Genomic DNA, 12,621 nt, shown 5'->3' with positions numbered 1-12,621 from the left:
GGAGCGATGTGGCAGACGAGACGGGCGGCGTGATCTACGGAGTGCGCTTGCGCTCTGCGTACGAGTACCGCTATGTCGGTCTCACGACCAAATCTGCGTCGGTTCGACTGCGTCAGCACCTCAAGATCGCGAGCTCAGGACGCAAGACGCCGTTTTACGACTGGTTGCGAAAACAGGACCGCGGCGAGGTGATCGCCGACGAGCTACATCGGGTCGATGATCTCCCCGGCCTTGGACGGGCCGAAGCAGACTGGATTGCATACCTGCGGCGTGACGATCAGCCACTGCTGAATTTGAGCGAAGGGGGACTTGGGCCGACCGGTGTCGTGTGGACGGCAGAGATGAGGGAGGCCGCCCGCGTTCGATCGACAGGGCGGCCCGGGACCAGTCGGTTCGTGGAGGAAAACCCCTTTCACGGCGGCAAGCACTCCGCTGACCAACGCGCGAAGTGGTCTCGAGAACGGAAGGGAAGCAACGCGGGGGCCGACAATCCCAACTTTGGGAAGTTCGGTGAAGCCCACCCCAGTTTTGGGCGGGAGACATCCGAGGAGTTGAGGGCCCGTCTGTCCGAACAAAAACGGGGTGTCAACAACCCGAACTTCGGCCTCCGAGCAAGCGCGGAGACGCGAGCAAGGATGTCGGCGGCGCAGAAGGGCCGGCCGAAGCCATCCAGTAAACGCAACGCGCATACTCGACATCACACGAATAAGGGCGTCTTCAACGATTCCTGCCAGCACTGCATCTCGGATGCGGCCCGAACCACCGACGAGTAGAGGAAAGCGACTCCTGCCATGAGCCAGAAGTTCAAATTGATCGATCGCGTCTCCGCAATCAACTGGAATCGGGTCCAGGACGACAAGGACTCCGAAGTCTGGGAGCGTCTCACCAGTAATTTCTGGCTGCCCGAGAAGGTGCCGGTGTCCAACGACATCCCGTCGTGGGCAACTCTGACCGCCGTCGAGAAGCAGTTGACGATGCGCGTGTTCACCGGATTGACGCTGCTGGACACCATCCAGGGCACCGTCGGTGCCGTCAGTCTCATTCCCGACGCGATCACTCCCCACGAGGAGGCGGTTTACACCAACATCGCGTTCATGGAGTCGGTGCACGCGAAGAGCTACAGCTCCATCTTCTCGACCCTCAGCTCCACCCGCGACATCGACGATGCGTTCCGCTGGTCCGAGGAGAACGTCAATCTTCAGCGCAAGGCCGAGATCGTGCTGAACTTCTACCACGGTGACGATCCGCTCAAGCGGAAAGTGGCCTCGACACTGCTCGAGTCGTTCCTGTTCTACTCCGGGTTCTACCTGCCGATGTACTGGTCCTCGCGGGCCAAGCTCACCAACACCGCGGACCTGATCCGGCTGATCATCCGTGACGAGGCCGTGCACGGGTACTACATCGGATACAAGTACCAGAAGGGCCTCGAGAAGGTCAGCGAGGCTCAGCGCGAGGAGCTCAAGAACTACACGTTCGAGTTGCTGTTCGAGTTGTACGACAACGAGGTCGAGTACACCCAGGACCTCTACGACGAGATCGGTCTGACCGAGGACGTCAAGAAGTTCCTGCGCTACAACGCCAACAAGGCACTGAACAACCTCGGCTACGAGGGTCTGTTCCCCAAGGACGAGACGGATGTGAACCCGGCGATTCTGTCGGCACTGTCCCCGAACGCCGACGAGAATCACGACTTCTTCTCGGGTTCGGGCTCCTCGTACGTCATCGGCAAGGCCGTCAACACCGAAGACGAGGACTGGGACTTCTAGAGGCCCCTTCGCGCGCCGCGCCGCTCACTCTTTCGGTGGGCGGCCCGGCGCGCGAATGTCTTTGGCTTCTTTGGGCATTCGACCCTGATCGCTCAGTGCCCTTCGCAATAGGAACTCGATCTGAGCGTTGGTGCTCCGGAGTTCGTCGGAAGCCCAGCGGGCGAGGGCGTCGTGTACCGCCGGGTCCAGCCGAAGCAGTATTTTCTTACGCTCGACGGTCATGGCTCACTGGTACAGCGATCCGGTATTGACGACGGGTTGCGTGTCGCGGTCGCTGCACAGCACGACGAGCAGATTCGAGACCATGGTCGCCTTCCGCTCCTCGTCGAGTTCGACCACGTGCTTCTCCTCGAGCTTCGACAGCGCCATCTCCACCATGCCGACCGCGCCTTCGACGATCTGCTGACGCGCCGCGATGACCGCTCCCGCCTGCTGGCGCCGCAGCATGGCCTGCGCGATCTCCGGGGCATAGGCAAGACGGTTGATTCGGGTCTCGATCACCTCCACGCCTGCCGACCGCACCCGCGCGTGTACCTCCTCCGACATCGCAGCGGTGATTTCGTCGGCGTTCTCTCGTAACGACATTCGGCCTTCGGCGTCGTATGGGTAGCTGCCGGCGATATGACGGACGGCCGATTCGGTCTGGACGGCGACGAACTCCTCGTAGTCGTCGACCTGGAACGATGCCAGGGCCGTATCGGCAACTTGCCAGACCACGATGGCGGAGATCTCGATCGGATTGCCGTCGGCGTCGTTGACCTTCGACTGGCCCGTCTCGTGGTTGCGGATTCGCGTCGAGATGGCCCTGCGGTACGTCAACGGATTGGTCCAGCGCAGCCCCGGTGTTCGCAGGGTGCCGCTGTACGAACTGCCGAGTAGCTGCAGAACGCGAGCTTGATTGGGTTGTACCAGAGTCAAACCCATGAGTGCCGGCAGCGAGAGCACGAACAGCACGACTCCGCCGACCACGAGACCCACCACGGAGAAGACGAGTCCAAGGGCGAACGCGGCGATTCCGCCGAGAAACAGCGCGAGACCGATGCCGAGCATTGACCAGCCGGGCAGATCCCAACCGGTGCGCTCGGCGATGGTCGTGGTCGGTGTACCCGTCGGCTTCTCGGCGACGGTAGCGGGTGCGGACATGAGAACCTCCCTCTCGATGTTGATTGTAAAGTGATATCACATTATCGATCGAAAAGGGGGCGGTTCGGTAGAGCTGTTGTCTTCGGTGCGGTGTCCTCGGTGCGGTGGGGGAGTCAGCGCCTGAACCACGCCGACGGGTCGTCGGCGATGGCCTTCTCGATTCGCAATCGGGAAGTTGCCGTGAGGTTTTCGGGTAGTCCGTCGAGCGCGAACCACGCCACGTCGAGATTCTCGTCGTCGGCGACATGAGGGGCTCCTCCGACGTAGCGGGCGAGGAAGGTGATGTCCAGATACTGTGCGACGTCGCCGTTGGGGTACGTGATCGGCTCCGTCACATCGACGCTCGTCAGCCGCACGATCGTGGCCTCGACGCCGGTCTCCTCGCCGATCTCCCGCAGCGCGGCCGGTGCAGGTTCCTCGCCGGGCTCGAGGATTCCGGAGACCACTGCCCAGGTGTTGTTGTCTGCTCGCAGAGTCAGCAGCACTCGGCGGTCGTCGTCGACAACGACCGCACTGACACCGGACAACCAGAGCGGTGACGTACCGACGACGCTGCGAAGCGCTTGCACGAATTCTGGAATGGGCATCGCGTCAGGACACGTAGGCGTTCAGGGAAGCGGACAGATCGGCCAGGATGGCGCGCGCCGCCACGACTCCACTGCCGGACCACACCGTGTCGTTCACCGCGAACACTCGCCCGTCGGTCACCGAGCCGAGCGCGTGCCATTCGTCGCTGTCCATCACCTCGCGGCCGAAGGCCTCGCCATCGGTGCCGGCGAATCGCACGTACACGATGTCGCCTTCGACCGGATCCAGGTCGTCCGACGCCACGGAGAAATCGGCATCGCGTTGGCGTTGCGGCCGCGCGACACCCACCTCGGCGAGCACCTGGCCGGCAAAGGAGTTCGGACCGTCCACGTCGATGGTGTCCGCACCGAAGCGGATGACCGACGCCTGCGACTGAGTGGAGTCGATCTCGCGACCGACCCGCTCGGCATCCGCGGAGAACGAGGCGAGCTGTTCGAAACCAGCTTGTCCTCGGCCCAATGCTGCTGCGGACTGCAAAAAGGTGTCTTTCCAGCCCTGTCCGGTCCCGGTGAACACGGTCGGTGCGATGGCGTTCAGGGAGTCGTAGGTCTCGGCGCCGAGAGAGTCGGCACCGAGGATCAGATCTGGGTCGAGCGAAGCGATCGCCTCGAGGTCGGGGGCTCCGACCGGGCCGACCGACGGAACGGACGCCAAGCCCGTTCCCAAATACAACGGTTGGTCCCCGTCTCCACGGAAATCGGGGTCGAGCGTCGCCGCGCCGACGACGCGTTCCCAGATCCCGACCGCGCAGCTGGCATCGAGGCCTGCGGCGTCGAGAACGACGATGCGCTGTGGATCGGCCGGGATGGCGCTGATTCCCTCGGCGTGCCCGACGGGGCGAATGTCGCCTTCGACTCCGGACGGGTCGAGAGGGGCCAGCGCCGGACACAGTCCTACGGTGTCCCGGTTGTTACCGACCACTCCCGCTCCGGCGATGTTCGTGGTGCTCCGAACGATGGTGGATGCATCGTCCTGTGCCTCGGAATCGGAACAGCCGACCAACGTCACAGCCACGGCAAGGCACGCCGCAACGACAGCGCCGGTCCTGCGCGGTGCATACGAACGGGGGACTCGCAGATGGAGTGGCAACGCGGGACTTCCTTCGACGGGTCGGGTGGTCTCACACAGTATCGGAAGGCCGTTCTCGCAGAACACTCGAACGGGCACCGGCGAGGCCACGGAATCGACTGCGCTCGCGCAGTGCACGCTGCGGCGGAAAGGCCCACAGCGCAGGCGGATCGCGCGGTCCGGTCGGTGTCGAATCAGCCCAATACGACACACGGTAGGACCGGTTCGGCAAGTGTCGGTCCGACGGTCTACGATTCGAGGAGCGCACGACTAGATGACGTCGCCTCGTGGTTCGGGGTCGGACGCGCAATCAGGAGGATCTGTGACTGCCCTAGCGCCTAGGCCCGCTCCCGCGGTGGATGCCGCTCGGCCGTTCCCGCCGAGGATGGGACCGAAGGGGTCGTTCCTGCACAAAGCGGTGACGACGACCGATCCCAAGGTCTTGGGGATCATGTACATCGCGACGTCGTTCGCGTTCTTCTTGGTCGGTGGACTGATGGCGCTGTTGATGCGCGCCGAGTTGGCCGTGCCGGGAATGCAGTTCCTGTCCAACGAGCAGTACAACCAGCTGTTCACCATGCACGGCACCATCATGCTGTTGCTGTACGCGACGCCCATCGTGTTCGGGTTCGCCAACTACATCCTCCCGCTGCAGATCGGTGCACCCGACGTCGCGTTCCCTCGGTTGAACGCGTTCTCGTACTGGTTGTACCTGTTCGGTGCCTTGATCACCACAGCCGGGTTCATCACTCCCGGTGGCGCAGCCGACTTCGGTTGGACCGCGTACACCCCACTCACTTCGGCTCTGCATTCGCCGGGCGTCGGCGCCGACCTGTGGATCATGGGTCTGGCCGTCGCCGGTCTCGGCACCATCCTCGGTGGCGTCAACATGATCACCACGGTGATCTGCCTGCGTGCCCCCGGTATGACGATGTTCAGGATGCCGATCTTCACCTGGAACATCCTGGTGACGTCGATCCTGATCCTGCTGGCCTTCCCGCTGCTGACGGCGGCGCTGCTCGGCCTGGCGGCCGACCGCCACCTGGGTGCGCACCTGTTCGATCCGGCAACCGGCGGAGTGCTCCTGTGGCAGCACCTGTTCTGGTTCTTCGGGCACCCCGAGGTCTACATCATCGCGCTGCCGTTCTTCGGAATCGTCTCCGAGATCTTCCCGGTCTTCTCCCGCAAGCCGATCTTCGGCTACTCGGGTCTGATCTACGCGACCATCGCGATCGCGGCCCTCTCCATCGCGGTGTGGGCGCACCACATGTACGCGACCGGCGCAGTGCTGCTGCCGTTCTTCTCGTTCATGACGTTCCTGATCGCGGTGCCCACGGGTGTGAAGATCTTCAACTGGGTCGGCACCATGTGGCGCGGTCAAGTGACGCTCGAGACACCGATGCTGTTCGCGATCGGGTTCCTGATCACCTTCGTCTTCGGTGGATTGACGGGCGTTCTGCTTGCGTCGCCGCCGATCGACTTCCAGGTCACCGACACCTACTTCGTCGTCGCTCACTTCCACTACGTGGTGTTCGGCACAGTGGTGTTCGCAACGTACGCCGGCATCTACTTCTGGTTCCCCAAGATGACGGGCCGGATGATGGACGAGGCTCTCGGTAAGTGGCACTTCTGGCTGACGTTCTTCGGCTTCCACGCCACGTTCCTCGTCCAGCACTGGCTCGGAAACGAGGGAATGCCGCGTCGCTACGCCGACTACCTGCCTTCCGATGGGTTCACCGAACTGAACATCATCTCCACCATCGGTGCTTTCATCCTCGGTGCCTCGACGTTGCCGTTCGTCTGGAACGTCTTCAAGTCCTACCGCTACGGCGAGGTCGTCACGGTCGACGATCCATGGGGCTACGGCAATTCGCTGGAGTGGGCTACTTCCTGCCCGCCGCCGCGGCACAACTTCACCGAGCTGCCTCGTATCAGGTCCGAGCGTCCGGCATTCGAGCTGCACTACCCGCACATGGTCGAGCGGATGCGCGCAGAAGCTCACGTGGGGCCGGGTGCGCACGGCGGTAAGACGACTGCCGTCCTTGAGCAGGCCCGCCGGGCTCCGATCGCCACCAGCGACCACGAAGGGTCCGGAGACCCCGACCCCAGGTAGTCACAGCACAGCGAGAGCCCCTCCCGGCTACCGGGCGGGGCTCTTCGCTTGCGACAATCTCGTGGCGCGTTCGGGTTCGCCCGTTCATCGCGAGGTGACACGAAGATGTATCCGGCCGGTGGCCGAGTGAAAGGGAGGTCCGGTGAAGTCGAACGACACCGCAGTGCTGGTGACGGTGACGGGGCCCGACAAGCCGGGCGTCACCTCGGTGCTCTTCGCAGCATTGTCTCGGCACGATGTGAGCCTTCTCGACGTGGAGCAGGTGGTCATTCGCGGCAGGTTGACCCTCGGTGTCCTGTTGACCTGTCCGCGCGATCCCGAAGCGCTGCAGGAGGAGCTCGAGGACGCCATGGCGACTGTCGGGGTCCATGTGGACGTCGAGATCGGCGCTGCGCAGAGTGGTGGTCGGAGTTTGGGCACCCACGTCGTCGTCGTTCTGGGGCGACCCGTGACCGCGCGAGCGTTCAGCACCCTCTCGCGCGAGTTGGCCCGCCAGGGTGCGAATATCGATTCCATTCGCGGAGTTGCCGACTACCCGGTGACGGGGCTAGAGCTGCAGGTGACCGCAACGGACACGTCGCCGGACGCCGATGTCGCACTCCGTACCGGTCTCGCGGCGATCGCAGCGGGAATCGGTGTGGACGTCGCAGTGGAAAGAGCCGGCATCGCGCGTCGATCGAAGCGGCTCATCGTGTTCGACGTCGACTCCACGCTGGTCCAGGGCGAGGTCATCGAGATGTTGGCTGCACGTGCCGGCCGCGAAGACGAGGTGAGGGCTGTCACCGAGGCAGCGATGCGCGGCGAGATCGACTTCACCGAGTCGCTCGAACAGCGGGTCGCCGTGCTGGCCGGTCTCGACGAATCGGTCATCGACGAGGTAGGAGAAAGTCTGGAGTTGACGGCGGGGGCACGGACCACCATTCGTACCCTTCGGCGACTTGGGTTCGCGTGTGGAGTCGTCTCCGGAGGTTTCCGGCAGGTCATCGAAGGTCTGGCCCACGAACTCGAACTGGATTACGTCAAGGCGAACACGCTCGAGATCGTCGACGGCAAACTCACCGGCCGGGTGATCGGTGAAGTGGTCGACCGAGCGGCCAAGGCGACAGCACTCCGCGAATTCGCAGCGCAATCGGGAGTACCGATGGAGCAGACGGTGGCGGTCGGCGACGGAGCCAACGACATCGACATGCTCACTGCGGCCGGCCTCGGCGTCGCCTTCAACGCCAAGCCGGCCTTGCGCGAAATCGCCGACACTGCCATCTCGCATCCCTACCTGGACGCGGTGCTGTTCATCCTCGGCGTCACTCGTAACGAGATCGAAGCTGCGGATGCTGTCGACGGGGGAGTCCGTCGCGTCCCGATCCCATGATCGACGAGTACCCGGCCGGCAATCCCGAGATCGTCCATCCGGAAGTCGGGGATGCACCACGTGAGGTGACCGGCGTGAGCGACGCCGAAGAGTTCTCGGCCGATAACACGTTCTACTCGCGTCACGCCGAGCTCGCCCGTGGGTACGGGGGAGCCGAGGATCCATCGGACCCGGCGGACGTACTGGCCATGCCGTTGGTCCTGCACATTCCGAAGACGGATCCGCCGTTGCGCAGCGAGTTGCTCGAGGCAGCCGCCCGGGCCACGGTGACACTGTGCCTCGACCCGCGTGTGGGTTCGGGTGCCTCGTGGCACGATGCCTTCACCGAATGGACGTCGGCTCGAATTCGCAAAGTGGCCCGTCGGGCACGGGGTGCGCAATGGGCTGCCGCGCAAGACGTCCCGGGGGTCACGGTCGAGGTGGGCGGTGCATCGGCACGGGCATTGGTTCCCGGTCGCGTCGGGGATCTCGATCCGAGGATAAAGCGCCTGCAGATCGGTGGCACCGATGTTCCATCCGACGAAGCACTCTCGCCGGCGGCGGGTCCGGTGCTGTGGGTCGATGCTTCGTTGTCCATGACGGTGGGCAAGGCGGCCGCTCAGGTGGGGCATGCCTCGATGTTGCTTGCCGGTGCGATGAGCGTGGAGGAGTGCCGAGAGTGGGCGTCGGCAGGCTACCCGTGCTCGGTGCGTCCGGCCGATCCGCAGCAGTGGGCCCGCGCGCTGGACGAGGTTCGCGGCGGGCGTGCCGTCGCGGTGCGGGATGCGGGCTTCACCGAAGTAGCCCCGGGCTCGACGACGGTGATCGCCGTTCGCTGAGTCGGCGTGTTTCGAGTGGGGGTCCACTGTCGCAGAACTGGCTATGCAGAACGTATCCAGTACTGACGGAGACTGAAAGCATGTTCACCTCACCACTTCGCGCAGTAGTCGGTCGTCGTCTCCCTTCCAGGTTGGCTGCCCTGTACGTCGGGCTGTGGCTCTACGGGTCGTCGATGTCGTTGATGATCGCCGGTGGTCTCGGTGTCAATCCCTGGGATGTGTTTCATCAGGGCCTCGAGAGCCACGTCTCGCTCAGCTTCGGAACCATCACCGCGATCACCGGAGTGGCCGTCTTGCTGATGTGGATTCCGCTGCGGCAACGTCCGGGTCTGGGCACCGTGAGCAACGTCGTGGTGATCGCAGTGGCCGTGGATGCGACGTCGGCACTGTTGCCACATCTCGACGGACTCGTGCTTCGATCGCTGGCCATGGTGTCGGGGATCGTGGTGAACGCGTTCGCCACGGCGCTGTACATCGGTGCCGGAATGGGTCCGGGCCCACGTGACGGTTTGATGACCGGTCTGGTGGCCAGAACCGGGTGGTCGATCCGGCTCACCCGTACCGGAATCGAACTGACCGTCGTGCTCACCGGGTGGCTGCTCGGCGGCACGCTGGGGCTGGGAACGGTGCTCTACGCTCTCGGGGTCGGTCCTCTCGTGCAGCTGTTCATGACCTACCTGCCCGCGCTGCGGAACACCAGCACCGTGGAGCCGGTCACCGATATCGTCGAACCTGCCTCCAGCGCAGCAGTGTTCGGCGGTACTCCGTCCGGGTACGAGGAATCGAGTACCGGGACGAACCGGGACGTCGACCAACTCGGGCAGGCCAGGGTGATCTCGGCAGGTCCGCCCGAGTGGAGGATCAACAGCGAACTCGCATCGTCGACCTGCCCGCCGTCCGAGGCGTAGGAGCGGACGTCGGAACCGTCGACCCACGCCGATATCGTGCGTACCGAGTCGTCGTTCCACCGATCTGTATCGAATTCCCTACCGGCAGAGTCGAACCACACCAGGTCCGGTCGGCCGGTCGGAGTTGCGCGGCCGGTGAAGAACTCCTGCTGTCGCAGCGTCGGAGCGCTCGCTCGGACGCGGAGCAACCGACCGACGAATCGAATCATGTTCTGATCGGCGCTGTTCCAGTCGATTGCCCAGGCGTCCTCGGTCGGTGCGTCCTGGGGAACGCAGTATGCGTTGTTGTTGCCGGACTGCGTGTGGCCCAGCTCGTCGCCGGCCAGCAGCATCGGCGTGCCGGTCGACAGCGTCAGGGTGGCAAGGAGGGCGCGAACGTGGCGACCACGCGCGTCGAGTACGGACGGATCGTCGGTCTCGCCTTCGACACCGTGGTTGACCGAGGAGTTGTTGTCGGTTCCGTCTCGGTTCTCTTCACCGTTGGCTCCGTTGTGCTTTCGTTCGTAGGAGACCAGATCGCGGGCGGTGAATCCGTCGTGTGCGGTGACGAAGTTGATCGACGCCCACGGCAGTCGGCGGCTACTCGCGAACAGATCCTCGGAACCGGCCAGGCGGGAGGCAAGTTCGCGGACACCGTGCTGGCCTGCCCAGAAGCCTCGAACCGTGTCGCGGTAGCGATCGTTCCACTCCGACCACGCCACTCCGAAGTTTCCGACCTGGTAGCCGGCACCGGTGGCGTCCCACGGCTCGGCAATCAGTTTGACCTGGGCCAGAAGGGGATCCACGGCTATTGCGGTCAGTAGCGGTGCACGAGGATCGAATCGCCAACCACCGGGCCGGCCGAGAGTGCTTGCGAGGTCGAACCGGAACCCGTCGACGCCCATCTCGTCGACCCAGTAGCGCAGACTGTCGCACACCATGCGCACGACCGCGGGCGACGCCGAGTCGAGAGTGTTGCCGCACCCGGTCAGGTCGACGTCCGATCCGCGTCCGTCGAGGAGGTAGTAGCCGGGAGCATCGAGGCCGCGCCAACTGATCGACGGCCCGTCGACCGAGGACTCGCACGTGTGGTTGTAGACGACGTCGAGAATCACCTCGATCCCCGCACCGTGCAATGCGTCGACCATGGTGCGGAACTCGTCGACCTCATCGCCGGGAACGGCGGCGAACCGTGGATCCGGTGCGAAGTACGCCCCCGTCGAGTAACCCCAGTGGTTCCGCATTCCGCGGGCGCGCACACCGGGCTCGGTGAATGTGGTGTGGACCGGCAGCAATTCGACCGACGTGATGCCGATGCGCGCGAGATGTTCGAGCACCGCAGGATGGGCGAGTCCCAGGTAGGTGCCGCGAAGATGTTGGGGGACAGCAGGATTACGGGCTGTGAACGATCCCACGTGCAGCTCGTACAGGACGGTACGGTCCCAGGGCACGGACGGGCGCGCCGGTCGACCGGCGCGAGCGAGAGGTGCGCGAACCACGGCGAGGGGGAGGTGCCCGAGTGAATCACGAGTGCTCGGCACTCCGAACGGATCGTCTTCGTAGGCCAACAGAGCCGACGGGTCTCCGAATTCTCCGCTGACCTGACGGGCGGCGGGGTCCAGCAGGATTTTCGCTCCGTTGAATCGACGTCCCGCGTGCGGATCCCACCGGCCGTGTGCTCGGAAGCCGTATCGCTCACCGGGTCGAACGCCCGGAACGAAGCCGTGTCGAACTCCGAACGTACTGGTCGTCAGTTCTACTCGCCGTTCGCCGCCCTCCGGATCGATCAGGCATACCTCGACGCCATCGGCCTCGGGCGCGTGGACTGCAAATTGAGTGCCAGTCGACGTCACCGTGGCACCGAGAGGAAACGGCGATCCAGGTGGATTGGACCCAGGTTCCTGGTCCTCTGTTCGATGGGCATCGGCGGGCAGATCGTGATTGAGCGACACGCGTGCACATCCTGCCGTGAATGCAGGGTCCATGTGCGGGAAGATAGGTGTCGTGTCTGAACCGGATCCCGACCTGCTCGTAGATTTCACCGACGTCGTCGTTCGCCGTGGTGGTGTGACCTTGGTGGGGCCTGTCACCTGGAAGGTGGAACTGGACGAACGGTGGGTCGTCCTCGGACCGAACGGTGCCGGAAAGACGTCGCTGCTGCGCATCGCGGCGGCCGAGATCCATCCGACGTCGGGTGTCGCCCACGTTCTCGGCGAGGTCATGGGCAAAGCCGACGTCTCCGAACTCCGGCCACGGATCGGGTTGTCGTCGTCTTCGCTGGCCCACCGAATTCCGGCCGACGAACTCGTGTCCGATCTGGTGGTCTCCGCTGGATACTCCGTGCTGGGACGCTGGCGCGAGAAGTACGACGCAGTCGACACCGAACGCGCGGTGGAGATGCTGGAGAGTCTCGGTGCCGAGCATCTCGCCACTCGCACCTACGGCACCCTTTCGGAAGGCGAACGCAAGCGGGTTCTGATCGCACGTGCGTTGATGACCGACCCTGAACTGCTGCTGCTCGACGAGCCTGCGGCGGGTCTCGACCTCGGCGGTCGCGAAGAACTGGTGGCGCGTCTTGCCGATATCGCCGCCGACCCGGATTCTCCCGCCACCGTGCTGATCACCCATCACGTCGAGGAAATCCCCCCGGGTTTCAGTCACGCTTTGCTGCTCAAAGAAGGTGGTGTGGTGGCCCAGGGGCTGGTGGACGATGTCATCACTGCCGAGAACCTCACCGAGGCGTTCAGCCAGTCGATCGCGCTCGACCGTGTCGATGGCCGCTACTTCGCTCGCCGCACTCGGGCTGCCGGTGCGCACCGACGCTAGCGCCGGACCACCCCGACCTCGCTGAGCTGCTCAGCGGTACGTT

General features: G+C 64.3%; 11 protein-coding genes. 6 read left to right on the top strand and 5 right to left on the bottom strand.

The genetic code is table 11. The annotated features are described in order from the left end of the window. Nucleotides 1-8 precede the first annotated feature (8 nt). Nucleotides 9-773, top strand: coding sequence for an NUMOD3 domain-containing DNA-binding protein (locus O4220_RS09250; protein ID WP_269603322.1), 765 nt, complete (start codon nucleotides 9-11; stop codon nucleotides 771-773). Nucleotides 774-791: 18 nt separating this feature from the next. Continuing rightward, nucleotides 792-1,766 (top strand): class 1b ribonucleoside-diphosphate reductase subunit beta, encoded by a 975-nt coding sequence (gene nrdF, locus O4220_RS09245; RefSeq protein WP_269603320.1) that lies wholly within the window; start codon nucleotides 792-794, stop codon nucleotides 1,764-1,766. Nucleotides 1,767-1,790: 24 nt separating this feature from the next. On the opposite strand, the gene O4220_RS09240 is transcribed toward nrdF, so the two are convergent. The 4 genes from O4220_RS09240 to O4220_RS09225 form a co-directional block, all read right to left on the bottom strand. Next, entirely contained in the window at nucleotides 1,791-1,988 is a 198-nt protein-coding gene (locus O4220_RS09240) for a hypothetical protein (RefSeq protein WP_032376966.1), read from the bottom strand. Between the two features lie 3 nt (nucleotides 1,989-1,991). Then, nucleotides 1,992-2,909, bottom strand: a complete 918-nt coding sequence (locus O4220_RS09235) for an SPFH domain-containing protein (protein ID WP_032403123.1) — start codon at nucleotides 2,907-2,909, stop codon at nucleotides 1,992-1,994. A gap of 113 nt (nucleotides 2,910-3,022) precedes the next feature. Next, nucleotides 3,023-3,496, bottom strand: a complete 474-nt coding sequence (locus O4220_RS09230; protein WP_269603314.1) for an NUDIX hydrolase — start codon at nucleotides 3,494-3,496, stop codon at nucleotides 3,023-3,025. 4 nt (nucleotides 3,497-3,500) lie between these two features. After that, the gene (locus O4220_RS09225) at nucleotides 3,501-4,586 is read right to left on the bottom strand and encodes an iron-siderophore ABC transporter substrate-binding protein (RefSeq protein WP_420030351.1); all 1,086 of its coding nucleotides are present in this window, start codon (nucleotides 4,584-4,586) and stop codon (nucleotides 3,501-3,503) included. 301 nt (nucleotides 4,587-4,887) lie between these two features. On the opposite strand from O4220_RS09225, the gene ctaD reads away from it, so the two are divergent. The 3 genes from ctaD to O4220_RS09210 all read left to right on the top strand — a co-directional run bounded on the left by ctaD (nucleotide 4,888) and on the right by O4220_RS09210 (nucleotide 8,865). Next, nucleotides 4,888-6,678, top strand: coding sequence for a cytochrome c oxidase subunit I (ctaD, locus tag O4220_RS09220; RefSeq protein ID WP_269603312.1), 1,791 nt, complete (start codon nucleotides 4,888-4,890; stop codon nucleotides 6,676-6,678). 142 nt (nucleotides 6,679-6,820) lie between these two features. After that, nucleotides 6,821-8,047 carry a phosphoserine phosphatase SerB gene (gene serB / locus O4220_RS09215; RefSeq protein ID WP_269603310.1) on the top strand — a complete coding sequence of 409 codons (1,227 nt, stop codon included), beginning with the start codon at nucleotides 6,821-6,823 and terminating at the stop codon, nucleotides 8,045-8,047. Next, nucleotides 8,044-8,865 (top strand): peptidyl-tRNA hydrolase, encoded by an 822-nt coding sequence (locus O4220_RS09210; RefSeq protein WP_269603308.1) that lies wholly within the window; start codon nucleotides 8,044-8,046, stop codon nucleotides 8,863-8,865. Before serB ends, O4220_RS09210 begins: the two co-directional genes overlap by 4 nt. Nucleotides 8,866-9,538: 673 nt before the next feature. Here the strand turns inward: O4220_RS09210 and glgX are convergent. Further along, entirely contained in the window at nucleotides 9,539-11,737 is a 2,199-nt protein-coding gene (gene glgX, locus O4220_RS09200; RefSeq protein WP_269603306.1) for a glycogen debranching protein GlgX, read from the bottom strand. On the opposite strand from glgX, the gene O4220_RS09195 reads away from it, so the two are divergent. Beyond that, nucleotides 11,736-12,578, top strand: a complete 843-nt coding sequence (locus tag O4220_RS09195) for an ABC transporter ATP-binding protein (RefSeq protein ID WP_269603304.1) — start codon at nucleotides 11,736-11,738, stop codon at nucleotides 12,576-12,578. The two genes, glgX and O4220_RS09195, sit on opposite strands and share 2 nt — an antisense overlap. Nucleotides 12,579-12,621: the final 43 nt, after the last annotated feature.

Source organism: Rhodococcus ruber (genome assembly GCF_027270735.1).
Classification (GTDB): domain Bacteria; phylum Actinomycetota; class Actinomycetes; order Mycobacteriales; family Mycobacteriaceae; genus Rhodococcoides; species Rhodococcoides rubrum_A.
This window is presented reverse-complemented; position numbering and strand designations above follow the sequence as displayed.

Bases quoted from the DNA above. Each gene is read 5' to 3' on its own strand.
- O4220_RS09195 (WP_269603304.1), top strand. From the start codon at position 11,736: ATGTGCGGGAAGATAGGTGTCGTGTCTGAACCGGATCCCGACCTGCTC.
- nrdF (WP_269603320.1), top strand. From the start codon at position 792: ATGAGCCAGAAGTTCAAATTGATCGATCGCGTCTCCGCAATCAACTGG.
- O4220_RS09235 (WP_032403123.1), bottom strand. From the start codon at position 2,909: ATGTCCGCACCCGCTACCGTCGCCGAGAAGCCGACGGGTACACCGACC.
- O4220_RS09230 (WP_269603314.1), bottom strand. From the start codon at position 3,496: ATGCCCATTCCAGAATTCGTGCAAGCGCTTCGCAGCGTCGTCGGTACG.
- O4220_RS09210 (WP_269603308.1), top strand. From the start codon at position 8,044: ATGATCGACGAGTACCCGGCCGGCAATCCCGAGATCGTCCATCCGGAA.
- O4220_RS09240 (WP_032376966.1), bottom strand. From the start codon at position 1,988: ATGACCGTCGAGCGTAAGAAAATACTGCTTCGGCTGGACCCGGCGGTA.
- glgX (WP_269603306.1), bottom strand. From the start codon at position 11,737: ATGGACCCTGCATTCACGGCAGGATGTGCACGCGTGTCGCTCAATCAC.